This window comes from Arthrobacter sp. ISL-65 (assembly GCF_018613795.1).
Lineage (GTDB): Bacteria > Actinomycetota > Actinomycetes > Actinomycetales > Micrococcaceae > Arthrobacter.
On record NZ_JAGGPN010000038.1, the window covers coordinates 47,367 to 66,601 of the forward strand.

12 protein-coding genes and 2 pseudogenes are annotated in these 19,235 nt (G+C 61.5%); 3 read left to right on the plus strand and 11 right to left on the minus strand.

All coding sequences use genetic code 11. The features are described 5' to 3' along the window. Window positions 1–9 precede the first annotated feature (9 nt). Window positions 10–1,683 (minus strand): recombinase family protein, encoded by a 1,674-nt coding sequence (locus J7I85_RS16050; protein ID WP_214853478.1) that lies wholly within the window; start codon window positions 1,681–1,683, stop codon window positions 10–12. 38 nt (window positions 1,684–1,721) lie between these two features. Further along, window positions 1,722–2,012 (minus strand): annotated as a pseudogene (locus tag J7I85_RS16055) (ATPase, T2SS/T4P/T4SS family); the annotation flags it as partial. A 20-nt stretch (window positions 2,013–2,032) separates the two neighbouring features. On the opposite strand from J7I85_RS16055, the gene J7I85_RS16060 reads away from it, so the two are divergent. Continuing rightward, window positions 2,033–3,559: a recombinase family protein gene (locus tag J7I85_RS16060; protein ID WP_214853480.1), complete on the plus strand. Its 1,527-nt coding sequence runs from the start codon at window positions 2,033–2,035 to the stop codon at window positions 3,557–3,559. A gap of 147 nt (window positions 3,560–3,706) precedes the next feature. On the opposite strand, the gene J7I85_RS16065 is transcribed toward J7I85_RS16060, so the two are convergent. From J7I85_RS16065 to J7I85_RS16085, 5 genes are all read right to left on the minus strand, one after another. Next, entirely contained in the window at window positions 3,707–4,372 is a 666-nt protein-coding gene (locus J7I85_RS16065; protein ID WP_214853481.1) for a recombinase family protein, read from the minus strand. A gap of 40 nt (window positions 4,373–4,412) precedes the next feature. Continuing rightward, a complete protein-coding gene (locus J7I85_RS16070) occupies window positions 4,413–4,730 on the minus strand; it encodes a hypothetical protein (RefSeq protein ID WP_214853483.1) in 318 nt (105 codons plus the stop codon). A 250-nt stretch (window positions 4,731–4,980) separates the two neighbouring features. Beyond that, the gene (locus J7I85_RS16075; RefSeq protein ID WP_214853485.1) at window positions 4,981–7,056 is read right to left on the minus strand and encodes an AAA family ATPase; all 2,076 of its coding nucleotides are present in this window, start codon (window positions 7,054–7,056) and stop codon (window positions 4,981–4,983) included. After that, on the minus strand, window positions 7,053–7,364 hold the full coding sequence (locus J7I85_RS16080; RefSeq protein ID WP_214853487.1) for a hypothetical protein: 312 nt from the start codon (window positions 7,362–7,364) through the stop codon (window positions 7,053–7,055). Before J7I85_RS16080 ends, J7I85_RS16075 begins: the two co-directional genes overlap by 4 nt. Beyond that, complete coding sequence (locus J7I85_RS16085; protein WP_214853490.1) at window positions 7,361–7,582, minus strand: hypothetical protein; 222 nt, start codon at window positions 7,580–7,582, stop codon at window positions 7,361–7,363. Before J7I85_RS16085 ends, J7I85_RS16080 begins: the two co-directional genes overlap by 4 nt. Window positions 7,583–8,262: 680 nt before the next feature. Here J7I85_RS16085 and J7I85_RS16090 point away from each other — a divergent pair. After that, window positions 8,263–10,710 (plus strand): N-6 DNA methylase, encoded by a 2,448-nt coding sequence (locus tag J7I85_RS16090; protein WP_214853493.1) that lies wholly within the window; start codon window positions 8,263–8,265, stop codon window positions 10,708–10,710. Between the two features lie 1,410 nt (window positions 10,711–12,120). Here the strand turns inward: J7I85_RS16090 and J7I85_RS25950 are convergent. The 4 genes and pseudogenes from J7I85_RS25950 to galE all read right to left on the minus strand — a co-directional run bounded on the left by J7I85_RS25950 (window position 12,121) and on the right by galE (window position 16,406). Next, window positions 12,121–13,008, minus strand: a complete 888-nt coding sequence (locus J7I85_RS25950) for a serine protease (protein ID WP_214853496.1) — start codon at window positions 13,006–13,008, stop codon at window positions 12,121–12,123. After that, entirely contained in the window at window positions 13,001–14,296 is a 1,296-nt protein-coding gene (locus J7I85_RS16100) for a serine/threonine-protein kinase (RefSeq protein WP_214853499.1), read from the minus strand. The genes J7I85_RS25950 and J7I85_RS16100 overlap by 8 nt, the downstream gene beginning before the upstream one ends. 305 nt (window positions 14,297–14,601) lie before the next feature. After that, window positions 14,602–15,222: pseudogene (locus J7I85_RS16105) on the minus strand (ATPase, T2SS/T4P/T4SS family); the annotation flags it as partial. Between the two features lie 146 nt (window positions 15,223–15,368). Further along, complete coding sequence (gene galE, locus J7I85_RS16110; protein WP_214853503.1) at window positions 15,369–16,406, minus strand: UDP-glucose 4-epimerase GalE; 1,038 nt, start codon at window positions 16,404–16,406, stop codon at window positions 15,369–15,371. 494 nt (window positions 16,407–16,900) lie between these two features. Here galE and J7I85_RS16115 point away from each other — a divergent pair, with 494 nt between their 5' ends. Then, window positions 16,901–19,144, plus strand: a complete 2,244-nt coding sequence (locus J7I85_RS16115; protein ID WP_251024423.1) for an FG-GAP-like repeat-containing protein — start codon at window positions 16,901–16,903, stop codon at window positions 19,142–19,144. Window positions 19,145–19,235: the final 91 nt, after the last annotated feature.

Here is a 19,235-nt window from a genome sequence, read left to right on the forward strand (position 1 = left end):
GCGCCCGCGCTAGAGAGTGGACTCGCCGACGAAGTCGCGGGCACCGTGGAGAAGCGCCTCGCCCCTGTCCGTCATTGGCTCCAGCAGTTGCAGCATGTCGTCCTCATGGGAGGTTCCGGCGGGAACCTCGCCCACCCGGTAGTTGACGACCTCGCCGCCTACGTGAAAGCTGACATAGGTCCCCCTTCCAGCGGACTCTAGTGACGCCGCCACTGCCGCCGTACGCGCCAAGTCTTGGGCGCCCATCGGTCCCGGCCCCTCTCCGGGGGCCTTTACAACTACCTGAACAGTGTCGGGATTGAAGACCTTTGTGGACCCCTTGCCGTGCGGCAGCAGTATGACGTTGCAGATGCTTCGGAGGTAGTCACGCCGATCGTCGATATGCATACTCGCCCATTCAGATGCATAGGGTGAGTCGGCCGGTATGGTGACTATCTGGTCCTGAGCCGGCGGACGACGTGACGCCGCCTCTTCCCGTTTTGCCATCTCAGCCGTAATGGCGGATAACTCCTTCTCGATCGCCGCATTCACCGTGCCCAGCATGTGCATGGGTATCTGGCCAAGTGCAGCTTGAACGGCTGCCTCTTCTTGCCGCTTCCGGAGGGCTGTCGCTTCCAACTCCAGCCTCTCTGCTTCCAGGTCAGTGCCGGTGTCCTCCGTCTTGGCGCGGTCTTGGGCAGCCCGCACGGCAACAATGGCAGCGTTGACGACGTGGTCTACAAACTCAATCCGCTTGCTGACGTGGCCAGAGCCGCGCACAGCACACCGGTATATGCGGTGCTTCTCTCCGTTTCGGGTGGTCACCGTCGCCGACCGGACGTAACCGCCGCAGTAGCATTGCGCGATTCCCGCCAGCAGGTGCACCGCCTTGTTGGACTGCGAGCGCCTGCGAGACGGATCGTCGAGTACCGCACAGACACCACGCCATACGTTCTCCGAGACAATGGCAGGAAATGTGGACGGCCCCACTATGTCTCCCCGCAGGGCCGCAAGCCCTGCGTTTCGGGGGCGCTTGAGCGCCTGCCCTAACGTCGCGTACGACCACGCGTTGCCCAGCGTGGTCTTGATACCCCTGTCATCGAAGTCGCGGATGATCGACCCCAGGCTGTCACCCCGAAGCACCCGCGCGCAGGCATCTGCCAGCGCCTCCGATTCATCGGACTCAAGCTCAGGGACTCCATCTGTGATGGTCCAGCCAAAGGGGCGGGTTCCCCCGGTCCATTTCCCCGCACGCGTCGCCTGCTCCGAAGCCCGCCTGATCCTCGTCGCCTTCATGTCCGACTCGTATCTCGCAGCAGCCCCGAGCATCCTCGCAACGAGCTGGCCCGAGTCGGTGGAGAGGTCCATCTCCCCCGCCTTGACAGAATGCGTCAGGGCTCCGCCCGCCTTGCACGCGTCAATGTAGGCTTCCAGCTCCACTGGACGGCGGTTGAGCCTGTCAAAATGCCAGCACAGTACGGCGTCTACTTCGCCCGCTGCAACTCGCTTAAGCATCGCGCTGTACGCTGGGCGGGCCTTACCGGAGTATGCACTGAGGTCGTTGTCAGTGAATACGCGGACGACCGTGTAACCCTTCGCTTCTGCCAACTCCCGGCAGTCTTCCTCTTGACGTTGAACGCCAAGCCTCGCCCCTGTCTTGTCGTCGCTGATACGGCAGTAGATGAAGGCTGTGCGAGAGGACATGGAAACAGCATATCTTGAAGTGTGCCTGAGTCATGTTCGGGAAGCCCGCTGTTGAGGGCGATCAGCATGTCGAGGCTCTCTGCTTCGCGGACTTCGCCCACCACCAGGCGGTCAGGCCGCATGCGTAGGGCTTCCTTAACCAGCCTGCGGAGCGGTATCTCGCCTTCGCCTTCGAGGTTGGGCTGCCGGCATTGCAGCCCGACCACATCGCGCAGTGGAAACTGCAGTTCGAAGATCTCCTCGACCGTGATGACGCGCTCGCGGCTGCCTATGCTGGCTGCGAGGCAGTTCAGCAGCGTGGTCTTCCCCGCCTGCGTACAGCCCGATATAAAACCAGTATATTAGTTCCATGTCCATACGTCGCTGTGCTATTTACGCCCGCATTTCCGTAAGTGCGGAGGAATCCGTTTCCATCGCCCGCCAGCTCGAAGCCACTCGGCAATACGCTGCCTCGCGTGGCTGGCAGGTGGTCGCAGAGTTCACAGATGACGGCGTCTCTGCCTCCCGGAACAAACCCGAGGACCGAGCCGGGTGGCGCGCTCTGCTTGACTCGCCCGAGCAATACGACGCCGTCATCGTCTGGAAGATCGACCGGCTGGCACGCAAGGTGCTGGACTTCCTCCACGCCCACGAGGCACTGCGGGATCGCAAAGCGGGCATCGTCGCGGTTGAGGACCCAGTAGATATGACCACGGCACAGGGGCGCGCCTTCGCTACACTGCTGGCCGTGTTCGGCGAGATGGAAGCGGAGGCAACTAGGGCACGAGTCAAGGCAGCGCGGCGGTTCCTTGTCATGACGGGGCGAGTACCGGGCGGCACGCTGGCCTATGGGTGGCGCTCGGTGCCGAACCCTGACGGCCCCGGGCTGGTCCTAGCCCAAGACCCACACCACATCGGCTTCGTGCGAGGGGCGGTAGAGCGGATCCAGCGGGGTCACTCGATCTATTCCACTGTGCAATGGCTGGACGAGGTTGGAGCGCCCCTGCCAAGCGCCTCCCAGAAGAGCCGCAAGCGCGACGGCTGGTCCTACACGACCGTCGAGCGGCTGCTACGCAACCCGGTCCTGGCCGGCATGACTGCCTACAACCCGGGCAACACCACGCAGACCCGGGGCGAGGACGTGCTACGGGACAGCGAGACCGGGCTACCCGTGGTGGACGAGTCGATCGCCATAATGACTGTTTCGGAGTGGCGGACGATGGTGAAGAGTTTGGACGAGCGCGACTCCGCTCAGGCGCTGCCCCGGGCGCTCCGTTCCACCACGTCACCGCTGTTGTCGGGGCTGGTCTCCTGCGGGCACTGCCGCGACGACAGCGATGAGCCGGTACGCATGCACCGCGGCACGACTCAGGGCCGCCCGGGCTACTCATGTCGGTCCTGCTACCAGACCATCACCAAGTTCGAGGACTACGTCATCGAGGAGTTCCTTCGGCAGAAGGGCGAGCGGGTGCGGTGGTCTTTGGTGCGGGAGGTCCATGAGGGCGCAGCAGCCATGCTCCCCGAAATTGAGCACCGCCTGTCCGAGCTGACTGCTCAGCTCCAGTCCACTGACGACGAGGAGGAGGCCGACCGAATCACGGGGCAGATATCCAACCTTCGCAGCATGCGACGCGAGGCGCGCGGGGCAGCGCCGGTGGTGGTTCAGCGCGCCGTGCGGCACACGCGGACCTTTGGTGAGGACTGGGCCGAGGCCACCACCCCGGCTGAACAGCGCGCCGTGCTGGACGATGCCCTGCAGTCGGTGGTGGTGGTGCGGGGACGGGTCGGTAGGGGGTTGGACCGGAACCGCCTGTCGTTCCACTGGAACAGCCCCGAGGACCTCGGCCCAATCGAGGCTCCCGACGACGAGACGCTGGCGCGCTGGGCCGAGGGCTGAACTGCCCGAGCCAGTGGCGAGCATCCTTCGAAGCTCCCTCTCCGTCCTTACGGGGGGTTGTCGGGCCGAGTACCTCATGAGCCCCCCGGGGAGTCCGTAGAGGGACGCTCGCGGGCTCCAGACTCGGGCGGGACTAGGGACTAGGGACTAGGCGCGCTGCAGCCGTTCCAGCGTCTTCGAGACGGTGGCGGGCCGCCACTGACCCCCGCGGGCGGTCGGCACGCCTTCGGTGTTCAGGAGGTCGCAGACGCCCTGCAGAGTCAGCCCCGAGGCACGCAACTCGACGATGCGGTTGGCTGTTGACTCGGGCATGTTGACCGGGCGGCCACCACGACGCATGCGGTCCCGTGCCTCGGGGGAGATCTTGGTGAGCGCTGCCCGTGTGCGCTCACCGATGCGGCGGCGTTCCATTTCCGCGAACGTGACCGTGACGTGCGCCATAGCTGCCCCAGTTACGGTGGTGGTGTCCACGTCAAGGTCCAGGCAGATCAGCGCCCACTGCTGCTGCCCGGCGGTCTCAAGCATCCCGGCGAAGTCAGCTACCGACCGGCTCAGACGGTCCAGCTTGGACACTGCGAGGGCATGGGCCCGGCCCATCTTCAGGTCGTCCAGCACCCGAGCCAGGACCGGCCGACCCTTCAGGCTCTTAGCACTCGCTGCGTCCTCACGGCGAATCTCCAGCACCCAGCCCCGGCGGGCGGCGGCGGCATGCAGTTCGGCAACCTGCACCTCGGGGCCGATGTCCTGCTTATCCGTGCTGACTCGAACGTAGCCAATGACTGGGAGCGGAGCGGTGGTGGCGGCGGTGGGCATAGCCCAAGTTTACTAATGGTGGACCCCATTAGTAAACTTCTTAGTCCTGACCCAGCTCCCGGACGGCGTCCCGCAGTCCCTGCACGTAACCCGACAGCGCCTCCCGGGTGCGCCCGTCCACGGCGCTCTGGACGTCCTCGGGGACTGCAGCGAGCATTCGGGCGATGGCCTCGGCGCGGTCGGTCAGGAGCTGCAGCCGGTCACGGAGGCTACCCCCATGCCAAGAGGTATCCAAAGGTTCCACCCCCTTCCAAGGGGTAGCTGCAGGTGCCACCCCCTTCCAAGGGGTAGCTGCAGGGTCGGCGGGCAGCTCGGGGGTCGAGTCAGAAGGGTCGGCGGCGGGTGGTGTCCTAGCCATGGGGGTGGATCTCCTTTGGTAGTGGTGCGGGGGACGGGAGGGATGAAATCTATTTTCTACCCCTCCCTCAGCGGGTAGCTGGTTCGGTAGGCCGCCTAATCAGGGGTCTACCAAGCCCCAGTGAAACTGTCATTTGTCAGGCCTCGCCCGGGACCCCGCCTCAAGCCCTCCCTAAAGGAGGAGGGCTTGAGGCTGGGTTGGGCTACCAAGCCTAGGGCGGGGTTGGGGCGGGGTTGGGCTTGGGGCTTGGTTAGTCGTCTTTGAAGTCCTCCTGAGCCGGCAAATACGGCTTCACCAGGCGGTGCAGATGTGACTGCCCCTTCACAGTCCGGTTGACGTGCCCCTGCTGCACCAAGGCCTGAACTGCCCTGTCGATGTCCTCGTTATTGCCTCGGACCTCGCGCCGGACCGTGGTGGTGGTTGCACCGGCGTGCTCCTCGCCCAGCTCAGCCAGGAAGTCGCTGATGCGCCCCATGAGCAGGGATTCTGCCTGCTCCGCCGTCGCCTCGGCGGCTGGTGCTGCTACGGTCAGCACCAGCCCGCCACCAGTGGAGTCCACGATGACCCGGGCAGCCTCCTGCGTGCGGTCCGATGCCCGATGCTCGCCACTCCTGCCGCGAACGTACCCAGGGCGGTCCTTGGCTACCCGCAGCACCAGCTCCCCGCAAAGCCCACGCCCCAGCGGCTGCCTCACGTCAAGGCTGTACGCCGCGCCCGTCAGGGCGGACAGCTTGGCCTGACCGCCGATCGCGAACCGTCCGCGCGTCTCAGCGTTCTTGGTGACGTGGTCGATCTGCACTACGGCAGCCCCGGTCCGGTCTGCGATGCGCCGGGGGACCTTCCGGGTCCATTCGATAGCCGTGGCGTTGGGATCTTTGCTCTCCCCGGTGACTACGTCCATCGACTCGCTCACACCGTCGATCACGGCCAGCTTGTACGGGCGAGCCCCGAGCGTGGCATACAGCGCGTCAAGGTCGGGCCCGTACTTGTCGGGGTCGGTGGAGGGCTGCAGATAGACGAACTGCTCCCCGATCATCTTGCGGCTGGCACCCAGAGTAACGAGCCGATCCACGATGCTGCCCGGGTCAGACTCGAAATCCAGGTACAGCACATGCCCTCCGGCCATCATGACGCGGACGGCCTCGTGCTGTACCAGCATGGACTTCCCCGACTCAGACTCCCCGTGAATGGAGTGCGTCAGCCCGGGATACAGCAGGCTCACGCCGTCGTCCCGGGTCAGGAGGCACGGCACAGGCGGCTGGTAGCTGCCGTCAAGGTACCCCGTCAGGTCCATACCTGCCCAAGATGAAGCGCCACCTACACGCTCCGCACCCTGACCAGCGTCCTGAGAGTCACCCTCGAGCGCCCCCCGGAGGTCGGCGTGGGTAAGCGGGCTGAAGTCCTCCCGCGGACGTCCCTGTGGTGCCAGCGGGGCGTCCCCGACAGTCCTCTTGGCGCTGCTCCACTTGTAGGCGGGATCGTACGTGCCGGCAGCGGCGGGGGCATGCTCCATGAAGTCCTTCTCAGCGTCATCCAGAGTGTAGACGGTGCACGAGTTGGCTGCTTCGATAAGCCTGCATGCCGCACGGAAAACCCCGGAGTCCCAGCCGTCGCCCCGGTCAGTGCGGGCACCGTCGGGCAAGTCAGCCAGCTCTACCAGGTCAGCCAGCACCCCGGCCACCGTTACCTGCACGTATCGCTCGTCCGGTGCAGGGTCCGCAGCGACAGGGTCGACGGCGGGCACGCGGGCCTGCGGTGCTTCCACGTACTCGGCCAGCAGCTCGTCCACGCTGATCAGGTCACCGTCCACCACCCAGTGCTGGAAGTGGTCGGGGCGCTGCTGACTCGGCCGGAACATGTACCGCTCCGGCTGGGCCGACCCCACGTCGAACTGGTCCTGCCCGAGCTTCCGCATCAGGGACGTGGTGGCGCGGGTGTACTCCTCAGGGGTCATGTCACGGTCGGTCGGGAACAGCAGCCGGTACCGGGGCGCTTCCGGCGTGGAGTTGTACGTGGTGTGAACCAGCGCCTGGTAGCCGAGCACAAGGCTCACCTGATCAGGCAGTGAGCTCCGGGCGCTGTCGGCGTCCAGCGTGATGGCCGACCGGGCCACTACGGTGCCCTTACGGCGGTGCAGGTCGGTGCAGGCCTTCCGGTCCCAGTGGTCCATGGTGCTGTGCTCGATGCGCCCCAGCACGTAGTTGCCGCATGCCTTCTCACTGCCGGGGTTCTCCACCCATCCGAGCAGCTGCTCCCATGTGATGGTGTCCTGCGTCCAGTGACGGCTGTTCTGCCGGGGTGCGATGGCGATATCGAGAGCCCTCATTCGCCGCTCACCGCCAGCAGGTCCGCCATACCGGACGGAAGGAACCGGCGAACGTAGCGCCCACGGCCTTGCCGTATCAAGGTGACTTCCTGATCAGGCTTGCTGGCAGGGCGGAGCAGCGTCTGCTCGGTGCGCTCAGAGGCGGTAGTCGGGCGGCGGCGCTGACTGCGGCCCGACTGCCGGAACCATGCAGCGTCGGCGGCAGTAGTGCGCTCCAGGTCGGCCAGCAGCGGGCAGGAGTCGGCATGCACTACGCGACCGGCAGCAGCCGGGGCGGTGCAGTCGGGGCAGACGGGGCGGCGGCTCATGCGGCGGCCCCAGTCAGGAGAGCGGCCAGCTGCTCGCACTGCTCCGGAGTGATCGGCGGCTCAGCAGTGAGCGCCTGCCGGATGGCCCGCTCGACAAGGGCTGCGTTGAGGTTGCGGCGGGCGGCGGCTACGCGCTCCGGGTCAGGGCCGCCGTTGCGGGTATAACGGGAGGCCACCCCGAGGGCGGAACGGGCGATCAGGACAGGATCAACGGACATCGGAAACTCCACTACTTGAAGGCTTAACCCGTGCCTATTTCGTGGTGTTCGTGGTTCGTTGTGCCTCAGCTCCGGCTCTTACCGGGGGTCGCAACTAGAACTTTAGCTTCAAATTACCCGAGGACCTAGTAAGACCCCCCGCAAAAATGTATGAGAGCTTCCCCCCAATGCACTCCGGGCACCGTGGTGACCGAGACGACACGCAGCTCCGCACACCACCAATAAGCCCCCTTCTGCCGTAATTGCCCACGGAAGGCCCCTGCTCAGGCCCAACGGCTCCCCCGGCAATAGGGCAGGGACATCTGGAGCGATACTGAACACGGCCTCCTTCCCGCGGCGCGTGACCGACCCACATCTCGTAAATTGGGGGTCGTCGGTTCGATCCGACGGGGGGCTCCAGAAAGAAGCGCACCGTCACTTGGACAACCCCCCGCTGATGGCGCGGTTTTGTCCGTCTATATTTGAGGCATTCCATCCAACCCCCTCCAGGCGCCCGCACGCCACGCTGGTTCGAAAGTTTGTTCGAGCACGGCTCGCGAGGTTAGATAGGGGGATGCATATGATCTGCTACTCCCCCAACTCTAAATCATCCTCCACGATGCACCCCATCGCCCGGTTGACGGTGAGCTGTCGGCTGTGCTTAGCTTTGTCCAACGAATTGAAAGTTGGGAAGAGCGCGCATGGAATTCTTGTCCGAAGACGACGTAAAGATTCACCACCTTCCGAAGGTGTTGTCGGAAGCTGGCTACCAACTCGACAATGTCGGCTACAACGTCGGCATCGAGGTGAAGCAGGGGCGGAAAGCGCGAACGATTTTTGCGGATGCCGTGGTCTACAGCGAACCAACGCGGAGCCGAGCACTGGTTGTAGTCGAGACGAAACCGCCTACTCCACCCCTGACGGCGGGCGATGCCGACCAGGCCTTCTCATACGCGCGTTTGCTAACTCCCATCGCTCCGTTCGTTCTGCTGACCAATGGCACCGAGACGAAGGCGTACGACACCTTCACGAAGAAGCTGCTTCCTCAAGGGCTGCCAACCTCAGGGAAGGCCTCTGCGGCGGCCAAGCGGGGGCCGGAAGCCAAGAAGTTGGCGGAAGAGGCCAGGCACGAGCTCTTCAAGGTCGATAGCGTGGACGAATACAAGCGGATCCTGCGCGCGTGCCACAACTCGATACGTAACAACGAGGGCTACGACCCGACGAAGGCCTTTGACGAGTTGTCTAAAGTGATGTTCACCAAGCTCTTCGAAGAGAAATCCGGCAAAGAGCGGTTCCGACTCAAGAAGTTCGACGACTTGATGTCCAGCAACATCAATATCATCCAGCAAATTTTCCGCGAGACTTCCAAGTCTCAGGAGTACAGCGGATTGTTCCTTCCTAACGACACAATCGAGCTCAGTGATCGCACCATCCGCGAGCTTGTTGGCCACTTCGAAAACTTCGATCTCTCCCTGACCGACTTCGATGTCAAGGGTGAGGCATTCGAACACTTCCTTGGAAGCACGTTCACGGGCGGGTTGGGCCAGTACTTCACACCTAGGAACGTCGTTAACTTCATGGTGGAGGTCCTCTCTCCAAAGGTCGGAGAGACGGTGGTGGACCCCTTCTGTGGGACGGGTGGATTCCTCATCGCCTGGCACAGCTTCGTTGCCGAAAGCATCGATGCCATGTCCATCTCAGATGACTTGAAGGCCAGCTACCTAGAGACGCTCAACAAGGAGAGCCTCTTTGGTATCGACTGGAATGAGCGCACGTCTCTCGCATGCCGGATGAACATGACCATGCACGGAGAAGGGGAGTCAGCTAGCAACATCTTCAAGCAGTCGGGTTTTGTGGATGCCATAAGGTCCGGCAGTACGGTCATAGGCGACGAGCTCTTTGACGTGTGCCTGACGAACCCGCCGTTCGGTTCCACGGAATCAGACCCCGAAATTCTGAAGGCCCACGACCTGGGGTCGGGGCGGAAAGCCATCGAACGTGCAGCGCTTGCGATGGAGCGGTCCATTCGGCTGGCAAAGCCCGGTGGACGCGTTGCCATAGTCATCATGGATGGGATTCTGGCTAACCCCTCCACCAAGAGCGTCCGGGACTACGTTCGCAAGAACACGATCGTGCGGGGGCTGATCAGCCTGAATGCTGAAACCTTCGAAGCTTACGGAGGCCGAGCCAATACGACGATCCTGCTTCTTGAGAAGCGGAGCGCACCTCTGGCTGACTTGCCGAGCGACTCGGAGGACGTTTTCATGGCCGTTTGCCGGAATACCGGATATGCGGCCAATGGGCTCGAGATCGCTGGAAACGAGCTTCCAGCAATCTTGGTGGAGTACAACGCTTGGCGCAATGGTCAGGCTCCAAGTGGGGAAAACGTCTGGGTAACTAAGCTGACTGATCGGCTTGACCCTCGCCACTACTGGCGGCCAGATGCCGCCGTTTCCTCCCGTGCTGACATCACAATAGGACTGGCAGGCCTTTCACTCGATCTGAAGAGCCTCCAAGGCGTCGTCGACGACTTGAAAAACGACGTGGAGACGCTGGTCGCTGATATTCAATTCACTGAACGGCCCCTCGGAGATCTTCTGACGGAAGTTTCAGAGACCGTCAGACTCGCTCCGAAGAAGGAATACAAGCTGCTCGGCGTACGCTGGTGGGGCGGCGGAGCTTTCATCCGGGAGACGAAGCTCGGACAGGACATAAAGAGCACTTCCCTTAGGAAGGTCCACAGCGGCGCGTTGGTCTATAACCGCCTGTTTGCCTTCAGGGCGTCATTTGCGATCGTCGACCCAAGTTGTTCTGATGCTGTGGCATCTGGCGAGTTCCCGATGTTTGAGGCTAACGCAAATGAATACGACCCAACGGCTCTTAAGAAGTATGTCGTCCACGCCTTGAACTCGCCCAAATACCTGGGCGTGGTAGATGCCGAGTCAAGCGGCTCCACAAAGACCAGCCGAAACAGGTTCAAGCAAGACGCGTTCCGGAAATTCAGGATTGCCGTCCCGACAAACCCGGAGGACCTAGAGGCGTTGGTGGCGTTGCTGGACCGAGCTGACCGGCTCAGAGATTCGCTCAACGAGTTGGCGGATGGATCGCAGGTCATCCGGAATACATTCACCGGATTGCTCGAGGTCTAGGTCCCACAGCGCGGCTTTTCTCAATCTGATCATCGCTGAACACGGGTCCGCCAGTAATAAAGAATTGACCGCTTATAGAGTTCTTGTTGGTCTCGTCGACTATAAACCAATGCACTACGACTCCTCCATGGCAATAGTGGAGAACCACCACCTTCAGGGACACCGCCAGGCGCTTGCGGTGTCCCTGGGATGTCCTCACACCAAGGTACTGATGGGTGGGGCATCGCTCGCCGAAATTCTGCCAACTTCTGTGTTGGTTTTACTTGAGCATTCTTAGCGAACGGTGGTTCGGAACGTGAGCGGATCATTAGTGTCCCGAGCAATCCTGTATTCCGCGGCAGAGCCACAGTCAGACGCGAGACTGACTGGCTCAATGACGACGCTCTCAGGCGGGCTGGTGATCGACGAGGATGCGGAAGGGACTGACGCTGTCGGGTCCGTCGGTGTAGCCGATGTGCCCCCAGACGGGGCCGAGCTCGGAAGGATGGAATTGGTTAGCTTCTGGGCTTGGGCGTACATCCGGCTATACATGACACTCCCCATCCGGTCAATGCGGGCGTCCACCTCGCTGGCAGGCAGGTTGCCCCAGTTTGGCGAGTTCTGTTGCGCGGACACAAATGCCCCCCAATTTTGGCAAATAGAAACGCCGGAGAATACGACCTGTGAACTTCCAGCAACTAGCGTCGCCATCGCGCCACCGAAGCCGACAACTGCGGATACACCTAACGCAATCAGGCTAATAACAAGGCTACCCACCGCAAGACCAGTTTTCATTGGTGTCCCTTCATTAAGGTTACTGGCACTATCGGAACTGATCTGCGGAACGCTACACCGTGAGAGGACCAAAATAAATGGGCCGAAGAGACCTCCGCACGCAGTCAGAGTGAGGAGCGGAGTATAAGAAGCTACCGAAGCCGTGGCTGACGGCCTCCCCCGGCGGATATACAGCCGCCTATCCCTGGCCCACTGCCAAGTTCTGGGCAGATGCCTGAATCTCTGAAGAGCACGTGCCGGCTTATCACAGACCATCACACTCATAGAGATACCTAGGAACATACTGGTTTGAGACCGCGCCTGCGTCCGAGCTGGGAACTGATGTCGGGCGCGCGCAGTCGGGGTCGGGGCAACACAAAGCAGGAGGCCTTCGGTCTCTTCTATTGATAGACGGAGGGATCCGCGCGAATCGGCGCCAAAACGCGCTTCGGACAGCAATTCTGACGGTAAGCGGCTCTTGAACGCGTCCCTGCCGAAGTGGCCTGCATCGTCTCCCGCCGAGAGGAACCGATGAAATAAGCGACTGGAACGGCACTCAGAGCACGCGCGGCCACACGGCCGCTTTCCTGTCCAAGATGTACCCGGAGCGTCTAGCTAGCCAGACTCCACGAACACCTTCCCAGCTGGCGCACTGGGCTACCGGGCACGACGATCTTTGTTTATGCCCTGCCTCGGACGCACCACCCCGTCCTCTCCGCGAAGCGGCGGAAGCTCCTGAGTCCTGGCCCTACCGTCCGCGGAGAAACGTTGCTGACCATTGATGATGTCTACTATCACGCTAGTGCGCCAGACATAGCCGATGTCCGACTCATCGCTGATCCGCCCCGAATAAACTCCTGCAAGATAGTAATCAGTCATCTCGCTGGTCCTGATCTGGCCTGACGTCATTTTCACAGGTCTCAGCCCAGGCCGAAATAGGACAGGAGACCCCGATTGCCCTGCACGTGTGCGAGCATCAACGAGGAACATGGGCAGACCGTTGTAGTAGACAGACGGCTCGGTCGCAACGGATGCTCTGGTCCATATCCCCATACCTCGGTGGTATGACTGCCCGAACGGAAAACCTACAACGAACAGGTCCTCACCAACCCAAAGGACGGGGTCGTCCTCGGGCTTCGCCATGTCGTATGGAGTCAGCGCCGTTCCGTCCGGCAACGAGAGCTTCAAAGCAACGACGTCGACTTGCGGACCAAGTGTTGGGTGTTCAAACCACAGTGGGCTTTCATCAGCAGCGTCCAAGACAGGCACCGAGATTTCCCGCCACACCTGTTTATCACTTATATCTAAATAGAGAATCGAGACGGAGTCAGGGGTGACCCCGTGCGTATGCATAATTTCATTAGATCTGGGGTGCCGCCCAGAAAGGTTATGGCGGTTTGTAATGAGGAATCGGTCAGCACCTGCCCCAACTACAAAACCCGTCCCCGTTGCCAGCTCTTTGCCTTGCCAGCGCATAGTCACCATCAAAGACAAAAGAGATGGATCAGGCTGGATTTTTACAAGTTTTGGCCCGGAGCTAGGCATCTTGTCGCAGAATCTGTTGCACTGCGGGGGGCAGAGAGGTACCTAGCATAGCGTCACGAACGAAAGCACGAGCGCCTGGGTTGGCATCCAGGATATCGATTAGGGAGTGAACATACTGGGCGTCGTTAGCGGCCTTGCCACCGATGCGAACAAACAGATCCCTTACGAAGTAACGGTTGTGGTTATAACCGAGCAGGAGCAACGGCTGCAGGAGCATCAGCCGAACCTCGGTACGATCTACCCAATTCCAAGCCCTTTCTATGAACAAGGCGTATTGATCGGTCGAGTCCCACGGATGTTGTCCCTGTATCGCTGACAGATAAGACCCAAAAACGTCCGCGAGCGTGTCGACGCTTGTGTTAGCCATCGATTGCATACATTCACCAGGCAAGGTCGTGACGAAGTTCAAGTAGAGCTCGTGGTCGTCGCGATTGGCCAGTAGAAGGGCGCTCAGCTCCGCGAGAGCACCCGGTTGACTTTGCTTCCACTCAGCGAGTAACCGTGCTGCCTTCTTTTCCACCGCTTCAGTCTCGCCGATATCGGTTCTTCGCCGAGCGATAGCCTTCTTCATTTCGGTAATGCTTAGATAGCGACTTTTTGAATCCCTGCTGGTCGCCCTAACAACAACATCTCGGAATCTCTCGGGGACCTTGATTGGTTCGATGCCCGCTCCTGGCGTAGCGTTTGCCAACAGAGCATAGAGAAGGGCGCCCAACGAGTACACATCTGCCGTGACGTCAGCGTCCTTTGCATTGTGCCATTGCTCGGGTGCGACGTAGCCTTCGGAGCCAAAACCGGCATTTGTTCGCGTAAGTGCCGCCGAATCTGAGTTGATCCGCCGACTGTACCCAAAATCAGAAACCTGATACTTACCGTCGATGAACAGTACGTTGCCCGGCTTGAGATCTCGATGAAGAACGTTCGCGGAATGCGCGTACTCGATGGCGTCTAATATTGCGTCGAAGACGCCAAGGGCATGGACTTCCTCCAAGCCCCAAGGGTTGTCGGCAATTTCTTGGTGCAGGCTGTGGGACGCCCACGGCATGATGTAGGCGGGCTCCTTGCTTTCCATCTGCGCCCCGATAACTTTCACAATGCCCGGGTGGTCAAGCATCGTCATGAGCGATATCTCGCGTTCGAAGCGCCGTCTGTCCTCGTCAGGATCTGGACTATCGGGGGCGATAGACAACACTTTTAGAGCGTAGGTAACGCCGTCGTCCCCAAGGACTTCGTAAACACGCCCTTGGCCGCCCTGATTGATTAGGCGGGTGATCGAAAATTTTTGCACCTAAAGACTCCCCCATGGAATGCCGCTGATGATGACCTTACCGCGGCCGAAGCGCCTCCGCAGCCCCAGCTCGGTAACGCTACGTGAGAACGCGAATGGCCCCCCAACTTTGTCAGGTTGGCACTCCTCCAGGCAATTGGATCCCAAGATCACGACGCTGGTGGAGGGGTTGCGGGGTGCTCTATCCGGGCACAACACAACCGCGGCCACCGGATTGCGCCGTCCCGTCACGTCGCGGGCTTTTCTCGGATCCCGTTTCGTATCCGAACGACACGCCCTTGGCGCGAGTTCTAAGCTACTTGTTCCCTACCGGGCCGTGTCGCGCCTGAGACCAGGATGTTGAGTCCGCTCGAGACAGCGGCGCCTAGGAAGCGCCCGGACTGAGGGGTCAGTGTGCCCAGTTCCACGAGATGATCCAGCCGGGTTGCCTTCACAACAAACTTACGGATGTTGACGGCCCAGTGGCGTCGGGTGACGTCCGGGATGACCACGTGCAGGCGGGATCCGTCAGGCAGTGCTGCGTCCACGAAGGGTGATGAGATATCCAGCCGCCGGCCTGAGCTCTTCAGCATCCGTTCAACGAGGTCCCGGACCTGCTGGTCCGTCAGGGTCAGTGATGTGAGTTCGGATTCGCCGTTCCGTGCGACGTAGATTTCAGTGGGCGCGTTGATCCAAATTTCCTCGATGCCCGGATCATCCAGAAACGGTTGGAGGGCACCGAACCCGGCCACAGCGTCAAAGACGAACCGGCGCGCTGACTCCAGCGGCCCAAGCGGCGGAAGCGGACCCATGAGGGCGCGCTCGTCATAGTCGGTCACGGCCGCTTCCACGAGCCGCCTGACCTCGGCCGTCTGGTGCAACGGATCGAGACCCCGCCGACGAATCAGCTCCCGGACTTCATCCTCGACAATGCGTACTGCATCCATGAATTCCCCCGAACGACTGCCGGCCCCAGCGGAGGCAGTACATCTGGGTTAAAGCTAAAGGATTGCTTACGCCGAATACAGAGAAAAATCGCAATTGTGGATAACCGACCCAGGCGCCCATGTCGGCAGTCGGCCATCAGGGGCGTCTACGTCGCCGCCGCAGGTTGACCTTCACCGGCGTAGCCGTACGGGTTTGCGCTCTGCCAGCGCCAGTGGTCGGCGCACATCTGCGCCAGGTCACGGTGCGCGGACCAGCCCAGATCTGCCAACGCGGCGGAGGCATCTGCGTAGCTGACGGCCGCATCCCCCGGCCGCCGGGGCGCGAATTCAAAAGGCACCGGATGCCCTGCAGCAGCACCGAACGCGTCGATGACCTCCAGAACGGACGAACCCCGGCCGGTCCCAAGGTTCCAGCGGAACGAGCCGGTCTTGGTCTGCAGGTAATTCAGCGCTGCCAAGTGGCCGGCTGCGAGGTCCATGACATGGATGTAGTCCCGGACTCCCGTCCCGTCTGGCGTGGGGTAATCGTTTCCGAACACCATGACTTTCTCGCGCCGTCCCACAGCAACCTGCGCAACGAAGGGCAGAAGGTTGTTCGGGATGCCGTGGGGGTCTTCGCCGATGCGCCCCGATTCGTGCGCACCCACGGGGTTGAAGTACCGCAGCAGTGCGATGCTCCATCGCGGGTCGGCGTCACTCAGGTCGGACAGGATGTCCTCGATCTGCTCTTTCGTCCTGCCGTAGGGATTCGTCGCATCCAGCGGAGACTTCTCAATCAGGGGAACGTGCTCGGAGGCACCGTAAACGGTTGCCGATGAGCTGAAGACCAGCCGCCGGACGCCCGCCTTATCCATGCTCTCGAGCAGGTTGAGCGTACCCACAACGTTGTTCTTGTAGTACCAGAGCGGCTTCGCCACGGACTCACCGACGGCCTTCAGGCCGGCGAAGTGGATGACGGCGTCGAATCCGCCCTCCGCGAAGACCTGGTCAACAGACTCAGCGTCAAGGAGGTCGGCCTCGCGGAACTCCACCTTCTTGCCGCTGAGCTCCTCGACACGGCGAACTGCCTCGATGTTCGAGTTCATAAGGTTGTCCAGCACGACAATGTCGTGTCCGTCCTCGAGCAGGCACAGAGCCGTGTGTGATCCGATATAGCCGGCGCCGCCGGTGACCAAAACCTTCATGGCGTCCAGTCTAGAGCTGCAGGTATTAGCGCTGAAATCCCTGAGCGAGACGCCGTAGCAAAAGCCCTTCGGCCGCGTCCCACAAATCACATTGGAACCAAATCCATCATTGGCATCAGGAGTAACAAGAGTGGTAGGGTGGGCCGCTCCAAGGACTACCCCTTGGGGCTGGGCTGATCGTGGGGCGACCCAACCGCGACCGGCCGCGGCGCCTATTGGCCCATTGGGGCCACAGGCCTGGACTGCGGAGCGGATATATGACACAGACCATAACTGCACGGCGTAGGACTGCTGGCACGTTCAGCGCTGGCCTTTTCGCCCTCGTGCTTCTTGCAGGTTTTTGGGCGCCGGTTCCGGCCTCAGCCATGGAATCACCGCCGACTGCCACCACAGGCGAAGCAAGTGTCCCCTTGGAGCCTGCCCCGGGCACCGAATTCGATTCCGAAGCAGCGAAGGCCGCGATGCGGGCAGCGGTAGGCGCAGACGGTGCGCAGATGGGCCAAGGCAATCCACTTGCCGTGCAGTCGCGGCGGGATGCTGTAACAGAAGCTACGTGGGTCCCGTCCTTTGGCGTCAAGGGTCAGGATGTCAGCAGCCACCAAGGCGCCGTGGACTGGCAACAACAATGGAACATGGGTTCGCGCTTTGCATATGTGAAAGCCACCGAAGGCAATTACTTCATCAGCGGGAGCTTCCCATCCCAGTATCAGGGTGCCCGCAACGTGGGCATGCTTCGCGGCGCCTATCACTTTGCCATCCCCAACGCCTCCTCTGGTGCGGACCAGGCACGCTTCTTCGTGGCAAACGGCGGTGGCTGGGCGGGTGACGGTTACACGATGCCTCCAGTGCTGGACTTCGAGTTCAATCCCTATGCCGGCCAGACCATCAACGGCTTTTACCACGGAGACATCTGCTACGACAAAACGCCCCAACAGTTGGCTTCGTGGGTCCGAGACTTTGGGGACACCATGCGGTCGTTGACCGGACGGTTGCCCGTCATCTACACGAACACTGGTTGGTGGAAGCAGTGCACAAATGATGCCCCTGGCTTCGGTGACTACCCCTTATGGGTTGCGTCCTATCCAGAGGCCCCTACTGACAGTCCTGGAGCCATCCCCTCCAGTTGGGGTCATTACAGCATCTGGCAGTTTAGCCCCAGTGGCCCTTTTGCCGGGGATTCAAATGTCTGGAACGGCACCTATGAGAACTTGAAGCGCTTCGCCTCTGGGCAGCAGTTCGCCAGTCCCATTTCCCTGACCTCGCAGGACATGAACCGTGACGGCCGCCCGGACCTGGTTACCAGGAGAAGTAGTGGAGCGCTCGTTCTACAGCTCGGCCTTGCGGACGGAAGCTTCGGCAGCGCAACACAAATTGGCTCTGGATGGGACATATACAGCCGCGTCTTTTCGAGCCCGGATTTCGACGGTGACGGTGCCGCCGACATCCTTGCGCGGTCGAGCGACGGCAAGCTTTGGTTTTATGGCAATGACGGCACGGGCGGGGTCCGGCCACGAATCCAAATCGGCAGCGCCTGGAACACCTTCGACTCTTTAGACGGAGTTGGCGACTTTGACGGCGATGGCCTGAATGACCTAACTGCCGTGTCCTACGACGGCGTGTTGTGGCTGTACCGCGGCAGTGGAACGCGAGGGTTCCTCCCCCGACGCGCCATTGGTAACGGTTGGGGCGCATTCAACTCCGTCAGCGCCGCCGGCGACTACAACTCAGACGGAAACCCAGACCTCCTGGCACGGACTTACAGTGGGGATCTTTACCTCTATCCCGGCACCGGCGACGGACGTTTCCTGGCCCGCCGCCTTCTGGGCACCGGATGGAGCGGTGCGGCGGAAGTCCGCAGCGGGCAGGATCTGAATGGTGATGGCCCCGTTGATGTGCTGCGCCGGGATTCGGGCGGGCAGCTCCGCAACTACGTGGGCAATGGGTCCTCTGGTTACCTTAACAAGATAAAGGTGGGTGCCGGCTGGGGAACGTTCTCCACCGTCTTAGAGGCCGGGGACCTCGACAGTGACAGGCACCTCGATGTTCTTGCAAGGGACAGGAGCGGAATCCTTTACCTCTACCGAGGTAACGGTCATGGAGGCTGGTTGCCTCGGAAGCAGATTGGGGCCGGCTGGAACATCTTCAGCTCAATCGTGAGCACGGGCGACTTCAACGGCGACCAAAAGCCCGACCTCATCACCCGCACGCAGGACGGCACGCTCTACCTCTATCCCACTGACGGACTGGGGAACTTCAAGGCGCGCAAGGTAATCGGACACGGCTGGAATATCTTCAACTCCCTCCTTTCCCCGGGCGACTGGACAGGAGACGGCCGAGCCGACGTAATTGCCCGCGATGGCAGCGGCCAGCTTTGGCTTTATCCGGGCACCGGCACCGGCGGATTCCAGCCGCGCAAAGTCATCGGCTCCGGCTGGAACATCTTCAACTCTGTTGTGAGCGCGGAGGATCTGACCAGCGACGGCAAGCAGGACATTTTGGCTAGATCAGCGTCAGGTGAACTATGGTTGTACCCAGGGAACGGGAACGCAGGATTCCAGCCTCGGCGCCGGGTAGGCGCCGGTTGGGATGTATTCTCGTCCATTTCCGGGGTTGGCGCTTTCGCCGAAGCCGGGCAACCCAACATCTTGGCAAGGCACAAAGATGGCAGCATGTGGCTGTACGCGGTCGCGTCGAACGGCGAATTCAGCAATGTGCTCCTGAATGCCGGCACAAGCTAGCCTTGATGACAGCGTTGCGTGCCTGAGTGCCGTAGCTGGCGCTAAGTTTAAGCGCCAACTGCCGCGTAGATCCTAAGGAGACCCGTCCGGT